Source organism: Pseudactinotalea suaedae (assembly GCF_009733815.1).
GTDB lineage: Bacteria > Actinomycetota > Actinomycetes > Actinomycetales > Beutenbergiaceae > Pseudactinotalea > Pseudactinotalea suaedae.
This window is the reverse complement of sequence record NZ_WNXY01000001.1, coordinates 1-17,778: the sequence shown is the minus strand read 5'-3', so window position 1 is coordinate 17,778 and position 17,778 is coordinate 1. Positions and strand designations below refer to the sequence as shown.

At 68.9% G+C, this 17,778-nt stretch carries 13 protein-coding genes; 7 read left to right on the top strand and 6 right to left on the bottom strand.

Annotated features, from left to right (window positions below; all coding sequences use genetic code 11):
- Positions 1 to 4 precede the first annotated feature (4 nt).
- On the bottom strand, positions 5 to 1,345 hold the full coding sequence (locus GPA04_RS00065) for an extracellular solute-binding protein (protein WP_436277898.1): 1,341 nt from the start codon (positions 1,343 to 1,345) through the stop codon (positions 5 to 7).
- A 147-nt stretch (positions 1,346 to 1,492) separates the two neighbouring features.
- On the opposite strand from GPA04_RS00065, the gene GPA04_RS00060 reads away from it, so the two are divergent.
- A complete protein-coding gene (locus GPA04_RS00060; RefSeq protein WP_156221098.1) occupies positions 1,493 to 2,563 on the top strand; it encodes a LacI family DNA-binding transcriptional regulator in 1,071 nt (356 codons plus the stop codon).
- On the opposite strand, the gene GPA04_RS00055 is transcribed toward GPA04_RS00060, so the two are convergent.
- Entirely contained in the window at positions 2,506 to 3,519 is a 1,014-nt protein-coding gene (locus GPA04_RS00055) for a LacI family DNA-binding transcriptional regulator (RefSeq protein ID WP_277754259.1), read from the bottom strand. The two genes, GPA04_RS00060 and GPA04_RS00055, sit on opposite strands and share 58 nt — an antisense overlap.
- A gap of 143 nt (positions 3,520 to 3,662) precedes the next feature.
- Positions 3,663 to 4,973 (bottom strand): extracellular solute-binding protein, encoded by a 1,311-nt coding sequence (locus GPA04_RS00050; protein WP_156221096.1) that lies wholly within the window; start codon positions 4,971 to 4,973, stop codon positions 3,663 to 3,665.
- Between the two features lie 278 nt (positions 4,974 to 5,251).
- Here GPA04_RS00050 and GPA04_RS00045 point away from each other — a divergent pair, with 278 nt between their 5' ends.
- Together GPA04_RS00045 and GPA04_RS00040 are read left to right on the top strand one after the other, a co-directional pair.
- Positions 5,252 to 6,244 (top strand): carbohydrate ABC transporter permease, encoded by a 993-nt coding sequence (locus GPA04_RS00045; RefSeq protein ID WP_156221094.1) that lies wholly within the window; start codon positions 5,252 to 5,254, stop codon positions 6,242 to 6,244.
- Complete coding sequence (locus GPA04_RS00040) at positions 6,241 to 7,074, top strand: carbohydrate ABC transporter permease (RefSeq protein WP_156221092.1); 834 nt, start codon at positions 6,241 to 6,243, stop codon at positions 7,072 to 7,074. The genes GPA04_RS00045 and GPA04_RS00040 overlap by 4 nt, the downstream gene beginning before the upstream one ends.
- Before the next feature lie 13 nt (positions 7,075 to 7,087).
- Here GPA04_RS00040 and GPA04_RS00035 read toward each other — a convergent pair whose 3' ends face one another.
- Complete coding sequence (locus tag GPA04_RS00035) at positions 7,088 to 8,473, bottom strand: bifunctional folylpolyglutamate synthase/dihydrofolate synthase (protein WP_156221090.1); 1,386 nt, start codon at positions 8,471 to 8,473, stop codon at positions 7,088 to 7,090.
- Positions 8,470 to 11,766: an isoleucine--tRNA ligase gene (gene ileS / locus GPA04_RS00030; protein ID WP_156221088.1), complete on the bottom strand. Its 3,297-nt coding sequence runs from the start codon at positions 11,764 to 11,766 to the stop codon at positions 8,470 to 8,472. The genes GPA04_RS00035 and ileS overlap by 4 nt, the downstream gene beginning before the upstream one ends.
- 452 nt (positions 11,767 to 12,218) lie before the next feature.
- Between ileS and GPA04_RS00025 the strand changes: the two genes are divergently transcribed.
- Genes GPA04_RS00025 through GPA04_RS00010 form a run of 4 tightly spaced genes read left to right on the top strand, consistent with a single transcriptional unit; the run spans position 12,219 to position 16,855 of the window.
- Complete coding sequence (locus GPA04_RS00025; protein ID WP_241680500.1) at positions 12,219 to 13,106, top strand: carbohydrate ABC transporter permease; 888 nt, start codon at positions 12,219 to 12,221, stop codon at positions 13,104 to 13,106.
- The gene (locus GPA04_RS00020; RefSeq protein ID WP_156221084.1) at positions 13,103 to 14,047 is read left to right on the top strand and encodes a carbohydrate ABC transporter permease; all 945 of its coding nucleotides are present in this window, start codon (positions 13,103 to 13,105) and stop codon (positions 14,045 to 14,047) included. The genes GPA04_RS00025 and GPA04_RS00020 overlap by 4 nt, the downstream gene beginning before the upstream one ends.
- Before the next feature lie 59 nt (positions 14,048 to 14,106).
- Positions 14,107 to 15,507, top strand: a complete 1,401-nt coding sequence (locus GPA04_RS00015) for an extracellular solute-binding protein (protein WP_156221082.1) — start codon at positions 14,107 to 14,109, stop codon at positions 15,505 to 15,507.
- 34 nt (positions 15,508 to 15,541) lie between these two features.
- Positions 15,542 to 16,855 (top strand): alkaline phosphatase family protein, encoded by a 1,314-nt coding sequence (locus GPA04_RS00010; protein WP_156221080.1) that lies wholly within the window; start codon positions 15,542 to 15,544, stop codon positions 16,853 to 16,855.
- A gap of 61 nt (positions 16,856 to 16,916) precedes the next feature.
- On the opposite strand, the gene GPA04_RS00005 is transcribed toward GPA04_RS00010, so the two are convergent.
- The coding region (locus tag GPA04_RS00005) for a carbohydrate ABC transporter permease (protein ID WP_156221078.1) at positions 16,917 to 17,778 on the bottom strand (862 nt) is incomplete at its 5' end.

The following is a 17,778-nucleotide window of genomic DNA, read 5'->3' as shown; positions in this document are numbered from 1 at the left end:
CTCCTCAGCCCGCGACCGGGTTCGGCTGCCTGATCAGGGCGTTGACACGCCGCATGAACGCCTCGAACCCGCTCGCCGCGTCATCACCTGAGAGCAGCACCCCTTGGACGTACTCCGCGAAGTACTCCTGGAAGTTGCTGCCCGAGCCGCTGAACCAGGCCTCCGGGTCGTAGTTGAGGATGTCGGCCGCGTTGGCGTAGTGCGACTGCGGCACCAGCTCCTCGTACTCAGGGCTCTCCGTGACCGGCAGGAACGCCGGGATGTGCCCGGCCTCCGCCCACCGGAACGAAGAACCCAGCAGATCCGCGACGAACTGGTAGGTCGCGCGCCGGGCATCCGGGTCCGGGTTGTCCTGGTGCGGGAGCACGAACGAGTGTGAGTCGCCGTAGGCCGCGTCGGTCCCGTACAGGTTGGGGATCGTCTGCGCGTCGAGCGCGATGTCCGCCCCGAGCATCGTCGGCAGCTCCCACACACCGGTGAAGAACAACGCGCTGTCCGACCCTCCCGCGAACTCGGCGACCGCGTTGGCGTAGTCGGCGCCACGCGCGCAGATGGTGTCGTCGAGCAACGTCTGCATGAACTCCAGGGCGGTGACCGCAGCGTCGAGCTCATACTCCGCCGAGTCGCCGGTCAGCACCAGCTCCGCGCCCTGCTGCAGGTACAGGCAGTACCAGAGGCGCCACATCTGGGCGCCGTCACCGAGGTAGCCGTACGAGAGTGCGTGGACGCCGGTGACGCCCTGGATCGCGGCCGCGACCTCGAGGAAGTCCTCGCGCGAGCTGATCTCCGCGAGCTGACCGTCGCTGCCGAGCACCCCCGCCTGGTCGCAGATCTCGGTGTTGTACATCATGATGAACGGGTGCGCGTCGAGCGCCAGCGAGTACAACGAGTCCTCGCTGAAGCCCTTCTCCCAGATCGGTCCCGGGAACGTGTCCTCGGTGATGCCGACCTCGGCGAGCATGTCCTGGTCCCAGGGGTCGAGCAGCCCGCCCGGGGCGTAGCCCGGAAGTCGCGACGCGTGCATGATCCCCAGGTCCGGCGCGCGGCCTCCGGCCGAGGCCATGGCCAGCTTCGTGTAGTACGGCGCGCCCCACGCGAGCACGGTCGGCTTGACCGAGTAGACGTCGCTCGCGGCGTTGGCCGAGTCGATGAGGTCGGCCATCTTGATGCCGTCACCGCCGCTGAGCAGGTGCCAGAAGTCGAGGTTCTGGCGTCCAGCCACTCCCCCTCCTGGTGAGCAGCCAGCCAGCAGCGAGCCACCGACAGCAGCAGCGCCGAGCGCGCCGACACCCGTCGTCAGCAGCTGGCGTCTGGTCAGGCCCGTGGTGCGGTCCACCATGCGGATCACTCCCTCGTGACGCGTTCTCCACCCGGGTGCCTCCCCGGTGGCCCAGGCGCCGGTACCTGGGTGTGGCCGACGCTACAGCGCTGTAAAACTTCCCACAAGCGGACGCGCCGCTCGGTAGCATCCCGAGGTGTGCAGGGTTCGGCGATGAGGCCACCAGGTCCGCAGGCGCGCGTGCGCCTCGTGGACGTCGCCGCCCACGCCGGGGTCTCGATGAAGACCGTGTCCAACGTGGTGCACGACAACCCCCACGTCAGTCCGGCCATGCGCGCGCGGGTGGAGCGATCGATCGACGAGCTGGGCTACCGCCCCAACCTCACGGCGCGACGGCTCGCGACAGGCAGGACTGGGATGCTCGCGCTCGCGCTCCCGGAGATGGACCAGCCCTACTACGCCGAGCTCGCACGGCACGTCGCCGAGGCCGCGCCGGAGTTCGGGTACCGCGTGCTGATGGAGCAGACGCTGCTCTCGGCGGACGACGAGCACGCGGCGATCGGCAGCAGCCAGAACGGCGTCGTCGACGGGATCCTGCTGCACCCGGTCCGGTTGACCCCGGAGGAGATCGGTGCGCTGCCGCGCGACCTCCCGCTGGTGCTTCTCGGCGAGAGCGCGCCACCGGCTGCCGACCACGTGATGATCGACAACGTCGCGGCCGCGCGTGCGGTGATCCAGCACCTCGTCGACGCCGGCCGTCGCCGGATCGCGTTCCTCGGCACCGTCGTCGATCAGCTGAGCGACGCGACCGCACCCCGGCTGCAGGGCTACCACGAGGGTCTGGACGACTTGGGTACACCCCAGGCCGACAGGTGCGTGCTGGTGTGCGCCGACTACTCGGTCGAGGCGAGCGAGGCCGCTCTGAGCCGAGCGCTGGCGGACGGGCTGCAGATCGATGCGGTGATGTGCCGCGAGGACCGGTTCGCGGTAGGTGCGCTGCGGGCGCTGCTGCGGGCAGGCAGACGGGTCCCCGAGGACGTGGCGGTCGTGGGCTGGGACGACACCGAACCAGCCCGGTGGTCGCACCCGCAGCTCAGCAGCGTCGCCCCCGACAAGCGGGCGCTCGCACGGGCGGCGCTGCGACTGCTGCACGAGCGGATCATGGGCTACCAGGGCGCCGGGCGGCACGTCCTGGTCCCGCACCGGCTGGTGGTGCGGGCCTCGAGTCAGCCGGCCGGGGACGGCGGCGACGCCGTGGACCGGCGCACCTCGAGCCGGGGCTGAATCAGCAGGTCGTGATCGGGGGCGTCCTCCCGCAGCAGCGCCCTCATGCGAGCCCACCCGAGCTCTCCGAGCATCTGGTGCGGCACCGACTGCGTCGTCAACGAGGGCGACATGAAGCGGGCGAACGGGATGTCGTCGAAGCCCGTGACCGAGACGTCCGCGGGCACGGCGACGCCGCGCTCGAGCAGCCCGTGGACGAGCCCGACCGCGACGAGGTCGTTGAACGCCATCGCCGCCGTCGCGCCGGTGCTGACCACCGCACCCACGGCGGCCAGACCGTCCTCGCTCGTGCCTCCACCGGGCACCCGCACCAGGCTGATGTCGTCCACCGTCGCCGTGAAGTCACCGATGCCGTTGATCCGGTTGCGGTTGGCCACCCCGTCAGGGCCCTCCACGTACACGAACCGCCGGTGGCCCAGGGAGTACAGATGGCGGGTCAGGTGCTCGAAACCGGCACGCGAGTCGACCGACAGCGTCGGCGCGGGCAAGCCCGGGCAGGCTCGGTTGAGCAGCACCACGGGTGCGAGCGCCTCGGCGGACCTGATCAGCTCGGCATCGGACATGCGAGGCGCGCACAGCACGAGCGCGTCGCTGCGGCGGCGGATGTCGGCGGCGAGCAACGGCTCGTCCGTGGCGGACTCGGCGGAGTCGGCCACGAGCACGCGGTAGCCGTCGGCAGCGGCAGCCGAGCTGAGCGCGGCGAGCACCGCCTGCGACGAGGGGTTCGCCAGGTCGGGCACGAGGAACGCGATCGCGCTCGTCTGGCCCATGGCGAAGCTGCGGGCGAGGTGGTTCGGGGCGTAGTGCAGCTCGCTGGCTGCCGCCCGCACGCGATCGGCGACCCCCGGGTCTCCGGCGAACCGACCGTTCATGACCCTCGACACGGTCGACGCCGACACCCCGGCCCGCGCCGCTACCTCCGCGATCGTGGTCGCGTCCGGCCGTCTCGTGACCACTGCCCGTCCTCTCGTGTACTGACCGGTCCCCGGCGGGGCAAGCGCTGCGACATCTTAGGTTCGCCGAGGCACTGCTGAGCGCGGCGCCACGTCGCCGACGGAGTGCCGGCGACGTGGCGGACCGGCGGTGAGGGCGAGCGGCGTCAGCCGTCCAACGAGGCGGACAGCTCGTCGATCCACTGCTGCGCACCCTCCGCCGAGGTCACCCGACCGAACAGGATCTCCGACTCGATGCGCTGCGACAGCTCGTTGAGGATCGCGCCGCCGGCGGGCTGCGGAGGTGCCACCACGCCGATCTCGAGAACCTCGGTGAGGTACGCGGCCGCCTGGGCGTCGGCGGGCGCCAGCAACGGCTCGACCACCGCGAGCGTGTCCGGGTTGAAGGGCAGCCCCCGGTCCGACAGGATCAGCTCGGCCGCAGCAGGCTGGTTGAGCAGCCAGTCGACCAGCAGCGCCGCCTCCGCAGGGTTCTCGGACTGCGAGGCGATCGCCCAGAACTGCGACGGCAGCACCGCGACGCCGGAGACACCGGTCGAGCTCGGCGGTGTGAGGATCTCGATGTCGCTGCCCGCGCCGGCCTGGTAGGCCGCGATCTGGTTGCTGTAGCTGAAGGCCATCGCCGCGCGGCCCGTCCCGAACAGGCTGAGGTCGGGCGTGACGTTCCAGTGCTCGACGATCACCGAGGGATCGGGCAACCCGCCGTCGGCGACGAGGCCCACCTCCATGTCGTACCACTGCTGGATGACGTCGGCCTCGACCGCCAGCCGGCCCTCCCAGTCGTAGATCCCGGTCTCGGTGTACTGCGCCACATAGGTGCCGAGGATGTCCTGCAGCCGCAGGTCCAGCCCCACGACGTCGTCGCCGGCGTTGGCCGAGATCTCGTTGGCGATGCCGACGAAGTCCTCCCACGTCCAGTCGGGCTCGGGCAGCGGGACACCTGCCTGCTCGAACAACGCCGGGTTGACGAGCACGCCGATCGCGTTCCCGCCGGTGGGCAGCCCGTACAGCGTCTCGTCGACGACGGCGTTGGTCAGCGTGAACTCGGGGTACGCGTCGGTCGGCAGCTGGTCGGAGACCGTGGCCAGGTCGAGCAGCGCGCCGGCGGCGCCGTACTCCTGAGGCTTGGCTCCCCCGAGCGCGAACACGTCCGGAGCGGTACCGGACGCGAAGTCCGTGGCGAGCCGGTTGAACAGGTCGTCGGGTGCACCGACCGGTTCCTCGACGACGGTGATGTTCGGGTACTCGGCCTCGAACAGGTCGATCGCCTCGGCCATGATGGCGGCGCGGGCGTCGTTGCCCCACCAGGCGATGTGGAGCTCGACGGGCTGATCGGTCTCGACCTCGTCGGCGTCTCCGCCGGTCCCACCGGACCCTCCGGAGCAGGCCACGAGCGCGAGCGCCGCCGCACCTGCGACGACCGCAGTCGTGATCGAGTGATGTGCAGATCGCGTCATTGCTGTCTCTCTTCGATCGTCGTGGGCGCGACTGCCTCGCTGCGTCACGCCATCGTGAAAGCGGATTCTCAGAAATCGCTTGCAGCGGACCGTAACAGCGCCGATGGAGGCTGTCAACGGGTTCGCTGAGGGCGACCGGGATACCAGCCGGGAAGACTGCAAACGTTGATATCGCAGCACCTCCGACGTATCTGTTGACGGCTCCGTCGGTTCGTGGTGATACTGGGCGCCTTCGAGAATGCGCTTGCACGAGCGCGGCACGACGACGAGGAGGTCTCGTGAGCAGCATCGGTGAGCTGCGGCGCCTGGCGCGCCGACGCGAGCGCGGCGGGACGCCCGCAGCCAAGGTCCGCCATCCCGACAACCTCGCGGGACACCTGTTCCTCATCCCCTGGTTTATCGGCGTGCTGGCCTTCACGATCGGTCCGATGATCGCCTCGCTGTTCCTGGCGTTCACGGACTACAACCTGCTGCAGCCGCCCACCTGGGCCGGCCTGGACAACATCGTCCGCATGATCGAGGACGAGCGGCTCTGGAACTCCCTGCGGGTCACGCTCGTCTACGTGATCGTCTCGGTGCCGCTGCAGCTGGCGCTGGCGCTCGGCGTCGCGATGCTGCTCGACAAGGGGATGCGCGGGCTGGCGATCTACCGGTCGATCTTCTACCTCCCGAGCCTGCTCGGCGGCTCGGTGGCGATCGCCATCCTGTGGCGTCAGGTGTTCGGCAAGGAAGGCATCGTCAACGCGTTCCTCGCGCTGCTCGGGATCGAGGGACCCGGCTGGATCTCGCATCCCGACTACGCGCTGCTGACGATCATCATCCTGCACGTGTGGACGTTCGGGTCCCCGATGATCATCTTCCTCGCGGGCCTCCGGCAGATTCCGGAGATGTACTACGAGGCCGCCCAGGTCGACGGTGCCGGCAAGCTCCGCCGGTTCGTCTCGATCACGTTCCCGCTGCTCACCCCCATCATCTTCTTCAACCTGGTGCTGCAGATCATCTTCGCGTTCCAGTCCTTCACGCAGGCCTACATCGTCTCGGGCGGGACGGGCGGGCCCTCCGACTCGACCATGTTCTTCACGCTCTACCTGTACCAGCAGGCCTTCACGGAGCTGGAGATGGGCTACGCGTCCGCGATGGCGTGGTTCCTGCTGCTGATCATCGCGGCCTTCACGGCGTTCAACTTCTGGTTCTCGAAGTTCTGGGTCTTCTACGAGGAGGACTCAGGTGTGGACAGGCGGCGAGGCCGTGGGTCGAGGAGGGCAGCATGAGGACGTCACGGCCCCGATCGACGCTCAAGCACGTCGGTCTGATCGCGCTCTCCCTGCTGATGATCTACCCGCTGCTCTGGCTGGTCGTGTCCTCCTTCAAGCCCAACGCGACGATCTTCACCGATCTCAGCATCTTCACCACCGACCTGACCCTCGACAACTACGTGCACGGCTGGACCTCGCAGCAGCTTCCGTTCAGCCGCTTCCTGGCCAACTCGGCGATCCTGTCGCTGGGCGCCATCGTCGGGAACCTGGTGTCCTGCTCGCTCGCCGCCTACGCCTTCGCCCGGCTGCGGTTCGCGGGTCGCAACCTCTACTTCGCAGTCATGCTCGGCACGATCATGCTGCCGTTCCACGTCGTGCTCGTGCCGCAGTTCATCATCTTCCGCGAGCTGGGCTGGCTCGAGACCTTCCTGCCGCTGGTGGTCCCGAAGTTCCTCGCGCTCGACTCGTTCTTCGTGTTCCTCATGGTGCAGTTCATCCGGGGGTTGCCGCGCGAGCTCTTCGAGGCGGCACGCATCGACGGCGCCGGGCACATCCGGATCTACGGCGGCATCACGCTGCCGTTGATGGTGCCCGCCCTCGCGACCACCACGATCTTCACGTTCATCTGGACGTGGGGCGACTTCTTCGGTCCACTGATCTACCTGCGCACGCGCGAGAACTTCACGGTGTCGGTGGCGCTCAAGGGGTTCATCGATGCGCAGTCGACGTCCAACTACGGCGCGATGTTCGCGATGTCGGTGGTCTCGCTGCTGCCGCTGTTCCTGGCGTTCCTGGTCGGTCAGCGCTACCTGGTCAAGGGCATCGCCACAACCGGCATCAAGTAGCGAGGCGGGCGGGTCAGCTCTTGTCGCGGCCGAACACGGCACGCGCCTCGGCCGCGAGGATCACCGAACCGGCCACGAGGACACCCGTGCCGCTGCCGATCCGGTCGTCGTCACCCTGCTCGGCCAGGTCGGCGGCCATCGAGATCGCGTCCGGCAGCGAGGGCTGCACGTGCACGCGGTCCTCCCCGAACACCTCGCGCGCGAGCTCGGCGAGCTCGTCGGCGGGCATCGCGCGATCGAGGCTCGCCTGGGTGACCACGATCTCGGGCAGCACGGGCTCCAGGACCGCGAGGATGCCCTCGGCGTCCTTGTCGTTCATCACGCCGACGACGCCGACGAGCCGCGAGAACGCGAACGCCTCGTCGAGCGCGTCCACGAGAGCCTCGGTGCCGCTGGGGTTGTGCGCGGCGTCGACCAGCACGGTCGGGCTGCGCCGCACCACCTCGAGCCGCCCTGGCGAGGTGACGTCGGCGAACGCGGTCTCGACCACCGCGCCGTCGAGGGCACCGCCACCGAAGAACTGCTCGACGGCGACCAGCGCCAGCAGCGCGTTGTGCGCCTGGTGCTGGCCGTGCAGGGGCAGGAAGATCTCGGTGTACAGGCCGCCGGTTCCTCGGAGGTCGATCAGCTGACCGCCGACAGCGACCACCCGGTTCGCCACGTCGATGTCGAAGCCCTCGGCCACGACGCGGGCGTGGCGCTGCCTGGCGGCGTCGGCGATCACCACGGCCGCGTCCTCGGACTGCGACGCCGTGACGACCACCTGGTCCGGCTCGGTCGCCTTGATGATGCCGGACTTCACGGTCGCGATCTCGGTGATGCTGTGGCCCAGCCAGCGTTCGTGGTCGCGCGCGATCGGGGTGAAGATCGCGACCTCGGCGTCGAGGGTGTTGGTGGAGTCCCACTCCCCGCCCATGCCCACCTCGACGACGGCGACCTCCACCGGTGCGTCGGCGAACGCCGCGAACCCGAGCGCCGTGAGCACCTCGAAGAAGTTCAGCTGCGCCTGCCCGGAGGCCTCGAGGTCCGCGTCGACCATCGCGACGTACGGCTCGATGTCGTGCCAGGTCGCCACGAACTGCTCGGCGCTGATCGACTCGCCGTCGATCGCGATCCGTTCGCGGACGTCGTGCAGGTGCGGGGACGTGAACCTGCCGGTCCGCAGCCCGGTCTCCCGCAGCAACCGCTCGGTCATCCGCGCGGTCGACGTCTTGCCGTTCGTCCCGGTCAGGTGGATCGCACGGAAGCTGCGCTGCGGCGACCCGAGCAGGTCGAGCAAGGTCGCGACCCGCGCGATCGTGGGCTCGATCTTGTGCTCGGGCGCGCGCCGCAGGATCGCACGGTAGATCTCGTGCGCTTCCTTCTCGACGGCGGAGCTCACGCCGGCCTCCTTGCTCATGACTGCGCCACCTTGATGAGCTCGATGCCGACCGTCCGGTCATCGACGCCGTCACCATCGCCGTCGACGACCATCGGTGAGGCCTCGACCGCGACCTGGAGCGCGAGCGTCTCCTCGCCGATGAAGGCGGACCGATCAGCGACCGCCTGCGCCCACGTCCCCGGGACGGAGAGCCGGAGCGTGATCCGGTCGGCCACGTGCAGGCCGGCCGCCTTGCGGGCGTCCTGCACCTGGCGGACCACGTCGCGTGCGTAACCATCGCCGAGCAGCTCGTCGTCCAGCGCGAGATCGAGCACCACGAACCCGCCACCGGGAAGCACCGCGGCCGCGATCGAGTCGCCGAAGCGGTCCTCCACCTTGGTGACGAGGGAGTACTCGCCCTCCTGCAGCGCGACGCCGCCGGCGAGCACCCCCGCCTCGGTCTGCTCCCAGCTGCCTGCCCGCGCCGCCTGGATGACCTTCTGCACGTCCTTGCCGAGCCGCGGTCCCGCCGCCCGGGCGTTGACCTGCAGGGTGGTGACCAGGCCATACCTGGCCGCCGGCGTCTCCGCCTCGCTGACCAGCCGCACCTCCTTGAGGTTGACCTCGTCGGCGATCAGGTCGGCGAAGGGCTGCAGCGCCGCCGGCTCGGGCACCGCGACCACGAGCGAGCGCAGCGGCTGCCGCACCCGCAGCTTGTTGGCCTTGCGCAGCCCGTGGGCCGTGCTGACGACCTCGCGCACGGCGTCCATGGCCGCCACGAGCGCCTCGTCGGCCACGAGCGCCGTCGCGGTGGCGTCCTCGCTGCTGTCGGCGTCGGGCCAGTCGGTCAGGTGCACCGACCGCTGCCCCGTCAGACCGCGCCAGATCTCCTCGGTCACCATCGGCGCCAGCGGCGCCGCGACGCGGCACGTCACCTCGAGCACCGTGAAGAGGGTGTCGTAGGCCTCGGCGTCCTCGGCCCAGAAGCGGTCACGGGAGTTCCGCACGTACCAGTTCGTGACGACGTCGAGGTGGTCCTTCAGCCTCTGCACCGCACCCGGGATGTCGTACGCCTCGAGATCCGCCTTCGCGGCATCGGCGAACGCGCGCGTCTTGGCGAGCACGTAGCGGTCGAGCTCGTCCAGGTCGGCCACGGACCCGGGCGAGGGCGCCGCCGCGACGTAACCTTCGCCGTCGGCCACGGTGTTGGCGTACAGCGAGAAGAAGTACCAGGTGTTCCACAGCGGCAGCAGCACACCGCGCACCTGCTCGCGGATCGACTCCTCCGCGACGATGAGGTTGCCGCCGCGCAGCACCGGCGACCCCATGAGCGAGAGCCGGACGGCGTCGGAGCCGTAGGTGTTCCACATCGCGTACGGGTCGGGGAAGTTGCGCAGCGACTTGCTGGCCTTGCGGCCGTCGTCGCCCAGCACGATCCCGTGGCTGATGCAGGTCTGGAACGCCTGCCGGTCGAACAGCGCGGTCGCCAGCACGTGCATCGTGTAGAACCACCCGCGGGTCTGGCCGATGTACTCCACGATGAAGTCGCCCGGGTAGTGGTGCTCGAACCAGTCCTGGTTCTCGAACGGGTAGTGCACCTGCGCGAACGGCATCGACCCGGAGTCGAACCACACGTCGAGGATGTCCGGGATGCGGCGCATGGTGGAGCGCCCGGTCGGATCATCCGGGTTCGGCCGCGTCAGCTCGTCGATGAAGGGCCGGTGCAGGTCGGTGACCGGTACGCCGAAGGCCTCCTCGAGCTCGGCGAAGCTGCCGTAGACCTCGATGCGCGGGTACTCGGGGTCGTCGCTCATCCAGACCGGGATCGGGGTGCCCCAGTAGCGGTTCCGCGAGACCGACCAGTCGCGTGCGTTCTCGAGCCACGTGCCGAACTGCCCGTCCTTGATGTGGTCGGGCACCCAGGTGATCTCCTGGTTGAGCTCGACCAGGCGGTCCTTGAACTCGGTGACCCGGATGAACCAGGACTCGACGCCCTTGTAGATCAACGGGTTGCGGCACCGCCAGCAGTGCGGGTAGGAGTGGTCGTAGGTCTCCTGCCGCAGCAGCACGGTGCCGGGCGTCACCGACGAGGCGGTCTCGCCCCGGGTCGCGCGCTTGAGGTCGGCGATGATCGGCGCGTTGGCGTCGAACACGAGCTGATCCGCGTAGTCCAGGACCGGCTCGGTGAACCTGCCGTCCGCGCCGACCGGCATCACCGCCTCGATGCCCTCGCGGTCGGTGACCGCCTTGTCGTCCTCGCCGAACGCACCCGCGGTGTGGACCAGGCCGGTGCCGTCGGTGGTGGTGACGAAGTCGGCCTCGACGATCCGGAACGCGTTCTTGTGACCGAGGTAGTAGGAGAACGGCGGCGTGTAGCTGCGCTCGAGCAGGTCGGCGCCCTTCAGCCGCTCGACCACCTGCTCCTCGACGTCCTCGACTCCCTCGTTCTTCAGCTCGCGCGCGTACGCCTGCAGGCGCTCCGCCGCGAGGACGTAACGCTCGGTCGAGCCCGTCGCGTCCGAGGTCACCACCACGTAGTCGATGTCGCGGCCGACGACGATCGCGAGGTTGCTCGGCAGCGTCCAGGGCGTCGTGGTCCAGACGAGCGCGAGCTCGCCGGTGGCCAGGCGCAGCCCGACCGTCACGGCCGGGTCCTGGCGCATCTGGTAGACGTCGTCGTCCATCCGGAGCTCGTGGTTGGACAGCGGCGTCTGGTCGCGCCAGCAGTACGGCAGCACGCGGTAGCCCTGGTAGGCCAGCCCCTTGTCGTACAGCCGCTTGAACGCCCAGATCACCGACTCCATGTACCAGGGCTCGAGCGTGCGGTAGTCGTTCTCGAAGTCCACCCAGCGCGCCTGCCGGGTGACGTACTCCTCCCACTCGCCGGTGTAGCGGGACACCGAGTCGCGGCAGGCGGCGTTGAACGCCTCGATCCCCATCTCGTCGATCTGGGCCTTGTCGGTGATGCCGAGCAGCCGCTCGGTCTCGAGCTCGACCGGCAGCCCGTGGGTGTCCCACCCGAACCGGCGCTCCACCCGGCGCCCCAGCATCGTCTGGAACCGCGGCACGACGTCCTTGGTGTAGCCGGTGAGGAGGTGACCGTAGTGCGGGAGACCGTTCGCGTAGGGCGGCCCGTCGTAGAAGACGAACTCGTTCGACCCGTTGTCACCGGCCGGCCGGGCGTCGATCGAGGCCTGGAAGGTGCCGTCGGCCTTCCAGAACGCGAGGACGTTCTCCTCGAGCTCGGGCAGGTTCGGTGAGCTGACGACGCCCTCGTCCGACGGCGGTGTGGCCGGGCTGGCATCGCGGTGGCGGGGGTAGGTGCTGGCCATCGTGTGGTCCTCTGGGAGCGGGTGGTCGGGCGTCGTCCGCGAGGACGACCCGCCCGTGAGCGAACCGCGGTACCACCTCGCTTGCCCCGCTCACCCGGTTGTGCTTCGGGTGGCGTGACCACTCCACGACGGCTGTGACGGGCCTGCCCCGTCCGGTTCTACTGGGCACCCGCCCCACCTCTCGCAGGGCGAGAGGTGTCGAGAGCGCCGTTCTTCCGGAGGCTCGCCGGTGATGGCCGGGTCGATGCCTGTGGCCCTCATACTACGCCGCCGCACCGCGCGGGCCAGGTCATATGGGCTTCGCCACACCGCCACCTGCTCGTCACGTCGCGGTGGGTTGGCGGCCACCGGGCAGGTCTTGCCTAGTCCCTGGCCGACTGCTCACCCGCGACCCGACGGAGCTATCAGGAATGACCGCGCTCGCTCCCCCACCTGCTCGACGAAGGTCAGCGGTGCGTACCCGCATGCTGATGCGTGAGGGGTTGCTGTTCTGGGCCCTCATCATCCCGAACCTCGCCGCGATCGTCGTGTTCGGCTACTACCCGACGCTGTACAACCTCGTGCTCAGCTTCACCGACTGGGACTTCGTGCAGCCCGCGCCGGTGCTGGTCGGCCTCGAGAACTACGTCGACCTCTTCCAGCCGGGCTCGCTGCTGATGGAGGCGCTCACCAACACGGCGCTCTTCGTGCTGTTCACGGTCGCCGGCACCATGGTGGGTGGCCTCGCGATCGGTGGCCTGCTCGCGCAGCGGCTCCGCTTCAGCGGCGTCGTGCGCACGATCGCGTTCGCACCGCACATGCTCCCCGGCGCGGCGGTCGGTGTGCTCTGGCTCTTCCTCTTCGACCCGAACTACGGTCTGAGCCGCTGGTTCTTCGAGATGTTCGGCGCCGACTCGCCCCGGTGGACCACCACCTCCGACTTCTCGCTCTGGGCCATCATCATCGCCTCGGCGTGGCAGCGGCTCGGGTTCGTCGCGATCATCTACTACGCCGCGATCCTCGACCTGCCCAAGGACATCTTCGAGGCCGCCTCGCTCGACGGGGCGCGCGGCTGGAAGCTGTTCAGGCACATGACGCTGCCGCTGCTCAGCCCGATCACGTTCTTCCTCACGGTCACCGGGATCATCGCGGCGGCCCAGACGTTCGACATCATCGCCACGCTGACGGGCGGCGGGCCCGGGACGTCGAGCACCACGCTGCCGTGGCTGATCTACGACCAGGCCTTCGTGAGCTTCAACATCGGCAACTCCGCAGCCACGGCCACCGTGATGTTCGTGCTCCTGCTGGTCGTCACCCTCGTCCAGACCCGTTACGCCTCGAGGCAGGTCCACTACTCATGACGCTCACCTCGCCACGGCCGATCGCTCCGGCCGACGCCGTTCCCGCACCCGCCGCCGAGGCCGACGAGGGCACCCGTACGGGGATCCGCCCGGAACGGGACCGTCGCAGGGCGCCACGCCGCTCCCGCTCTGCGGCCATCGCCCTGTACATCCTGCTGGGCTTCGTCTTCGCGGTGTTCGCGGTCCCGATCTACTGGTTGTTCAGCTCCTCGCTCAAGCCCGAGAACGAGATCTACACGTTCCCGCTGACGTGGATCCCCAGCTCGCTGGAGTGGGGCAACTTCGCCGAGGCGTGGCGTTCGGCCCCGTTCGGCGCGTTCCTGCGGAACTCGGTCATCACCACCGTGGTGGGCACCGTGCTCGAGATCGGCGTCGCGCTGCTGTCGGCCTACGCGTTCGCCTTCGTGCGGTTCCGCGGCAAGATGCTGATCTTCGCCGTGATGGTCGGCTCGCTGATGCTGCCCGGCCACATCACGCTGCTCGTCAACTACATCACGGTCGCCGGCCTGGGGTGGTTGAACACCTACCAGGGCCTGATCCTGCCCGGCATCGGGTCCGCGTTCGCGATGTTCCTGATCTACCAGCAGATGCGTCAGGTGCCCGGTGAGCTCGTCGACGCAGCGAAGATCGACGGCGCGGGCCATGTCCGACGCATGTGGAACGTCGTCGCCCCGATCTGCCAGCCGATGATCCTCACCGCGACCCTGATCGTGATGATCGGCAAGTGGAACGACTTCGTGTGGCCGCTGATCGTGACCTCCACGGCGGACATGCGCACCCTTCCGATCGGGCTGATGTTCCTGCGCAGCCAGGAGGGCTACGACTCCTGGGGTCCGGTGATGGCCGGCACCGTCATCGTCGCGCTGCCGATGCTCGTCGTGTTCTTCCTCGCCCAGCGCCGCATCGTCGGCGGCATCGTCTCGGGCGCCCTCAAGGGCTGACCACGCGCCCTCCCCGCCTCCCCTTCCACCGATGTTTCCATCCCCAACAAGGAGTCCCCATGCCTGACCTCACGCTCTCCCGCCGCCGCCTGCTCACCGTGCTGGGCATGGGCGCCGGTGCTGCGGCCCTCGCCGCATGCACCGTCCCCACCTCGAGCGGCTCGTCCGGCGGGGGCGGTGACGCCGGTGGCTCCGGCAGCAACCTCCGTGCCGACATGAAGCAGGCCGCGCTCGGCGAGATCCCCTCGCAGTACCAGGGCCGGACCAACATCCTGTTCTGGGCCCCGTGGACCGGTGCGCTGTTCGACGTGCTGGCCGAGGCCTTCACGATGTTCAACGACTCGCAGAGCGACATCTACGCAGCGGTCGAGTCGGTCGGCGGCTACGCCGACCTCAACACCCAGTTCACCGCGGCACTGCAGGCCAAGGCGGTCCCGGACATGGTCTGCTTCCCGGAGCTGCAGTGGCTCCAGTTCTACTTCGCCGGTGCACTGACCCCGCTGGACCCGCACTTCACGGACGAGTGGAACCTCGACATCTACCTGCAGAACTACATCGGCGAGGGCAAGGCGGGCGAGGAGACCTACGTGGTCCCCTTCGCGCGCTCGACGCCGCTGTTCTACTACAACAAGACGGCGTTCTCCGAGCTCGGCCTTCCGGTCGACACCCAGTACACCTGGTCCCAGCTGCGTGAGTTCGGACCGGAGATCGCCTCGCTGACCTCCTCCGGGCAGCCGGTCAAGACCTTCGCCTACGGCGCCGACGACGCCTGGTTCGCCTCCTCCTGGCTGTGGGCGTTCGACGGCCAGTGGGCCGACGGCTTCACCGTGATGCCCGAGGAGGCCCCGGTGCAGGACCTGATGACCTTCGCCAAGGAGTGGGTCCATGTCGACGGGCACGCCTACCAGGCTCAGGCCGCGCACACCGACTTCCAGACCGGTCTCGTCACCGCGGTGCACGGCTCGACGGCGTCGATGCGCGGCCTCACCGACGCGGTCGACTTCGAGCTGGGCGCCGCGTTCATGCCGGGCGAGGTCAACCAGCCGCCGCGGGTGCCGACGGGCGGCTCCGGGTTCTCGCTGGTCAAGACCGACTCGCAGGAGCGCCAGGACGCGACCGCCGAGCTGCTCAAGTTTCTCGGGACCCCGGAGATGTCCGGTTGGTACCACATGAACTCCGGCTACGTGCCGATCGTCACGGCTGCTCGGGACGAGCCCGAGGTCCAGGAGCTGCACGCGTCCAACCCGAACTTCACGGTGGCGATCGACCAGCTCGAGAACGCGCAGACCGTCGCACCTGCGCTCTGGTTCCAGGCCGGCGTCCAGGCCCTGGGTCAGGCGTTCGCCACTCTCACGGGCGACGACGCCGATGTGCAGGCCACGATCGACACGCTGCGGGGCGAGCTCGAGGGCGTCCTCGAGGACAACCGGGACGACCTCGAGGCCCTCGGGATCGCCTGAGCCTGCCCACCCCTGAACAGAGAGCAGGACAGACATGACACAGCACAAGCTGCTGGTGGTGTCGGTCGACGCGATGCACGTCGACGACATCCCCTTCGCACGGACCCTGCCGGCGTTCGCTCAGATCCTGGAGCGCGCGGCGGTCGCCGAGATCGAGGGCATCTACCCCTCGGTCACCTACCCCAACCACACGGCGCAGACCACCGGCTGCCCGCCGGCTCGGAGCGGGATCTTCAACAACCTCCAGTTCCAGCCCGGGAAGGGCGACAGGTCGGAGTGGTTCTGGGACTCCAGGGCGATCAAGGTCCCGACCCTCTTCGAGGCGGCCAAGGCCGCGGGACTCACGGTCGCCGCGGTGCAGTGGCCCGTGACCGCCAACGAGCAGAACATCGACTGGCTGGTGCCCGAGATCGCCAGCCCCCAGGTGTTCGAGGGCCTCGAGGACCAGTACCGGCAGACCACCGACGAGGCGTCCCTCGAGCGGTACATCCTGCCGAACCTGGATCGGGTGGTGATCCGGGAGCCGAAGCGGAACTACTTCCCGTTCGTCAACCACGTCTCGGAGCAGATCCTGCGCAACGAGCGCCCGGACGTGATGTTCGTCCACCTCGTCGAGGTCGACTCGGCCCGGCACGCCGGCGGCAGCTACGGGCCGCACGTCGAGCAGGCGCTGCGGGAGGTGGACGTCACGCTCGGCTCCTACCTCAAGGCGCTGTCCGACAACGGCGACCTCGAGACGACCAACATCGTGCTGGTCTCCGACCACGGGCACGTGGACACCGAGCAGCACACCAACCTCAACGTGATCTTCGCCGAGCGTGGCTTCCTGCGGCTCGACACCGAGCGCAAGCTGGCCGACTACGACGTGTTCTGCCTCGGCGCAGGCCTGTCCGGGCAGCTGTTCCTCGCCGAGGACCTGACGGCGGAGCGCCGCGCCGAGGTCGAGGCGTTGCTCGCCGAGATCGAGAGCACGCCGGAGTACCGGATCGAGAAGATCTGGACCTCGCAGGAGACGTTGCGCGACTACGGGTTGGACGGTCCCTTCGACTACGTGGTCGAGTCCGAGCCGGGTGTGATCGTCGGGATGCTGCTGGACCGGCGTCCGGTGGTCCGCCGCGGTGACGACGACTTCCCCGCCTACCTCGGCAACCACGGTCACGCACCGCGCCACGGTGGCCAGCCGGTCTTCATCGGCACCGGTCCGGACTTCGCACCCGGTGCGGACGCGGGCCGGCGCAGCATGCTGGACGAGGCACCGACGTTCGCCGCGCTGCTGGGTCTTGACCTGCCCGCTGCCGAGGGCGTGGTCCTCACCGAGCTGCTGGCCACGGCGGCCGTCCCCGCCTGACCGACGCGACGACGACTGCCGCACGAGGACCTGGTCCTCGTGCGGCAGTCGTGCGTCCGGGCTATTTGCCGCCGGTGGTGGCGATGCCTTTGACGAGATATTTCTGGCCGAAGAGGAAGGCCAGGAAGATCGGGACGAGGGAGACGATGGACATCGCGAACATGGCACCCCAGTTGGAGCCGGAGGTGGCGTCCAGGAAGGATCGCAGGGCGATCGGGACGGTGTACATGTCGGGGCTGGTCAGGTAGATCAGCGAGGTGAAGAAGTCGCTCCAGGTCCAGATGAAGGTGAAGATCGCGGTGGTGGCCAGGGCTGGGATCATCAGCGGGATCATGACCTGGCCGAAGATGCGCAGGTGACCGGCGCCATCGATGCGGGCGGCCTCGTCCAGCTCCTTGGGGATGCCGCGGATGAACTGGACCATGAGGAACACGAAGAAGGCGTCGGTGGCCAAGAACTTGGGCAGCACCAGCGGCAGGAACGTGTTCACCATGCCCAGGTTGTTGAAGACGATGTACTGCGGCACCACCACCACGTGGAAGGGCAGCATGATCGTCATCAGCATGATCGCGAACCACAGCGTCCGGAGCCGGAACTTCAGCCGGGCGAAGGCGTAAGCGGCCAGCGAGCAGGAGATCAGGTTCCCCGCGATCGCCCCCAGCACCACGATCCCGGAGTTGACGATGTACCAGTCGAACGGCCGGGCCAGCGCGGTCCAGCCCTGGATGTAGTTCTCGATGTAGAGCTCGTTCAGCCACAACCCCGGGGTCCGGAAGATCACCTCCGTGGGCCGCAACGAGGACACCAGCATCCACACCAACGGGTAGATCATCACCAGGCTGGCGGCGATCAGCCCGGCGTGCTTGAGGACGCTGCTCAGCCGCGCCGAACCACTCCTGCCCCGCCGCCTGGGGGCGGGGCCG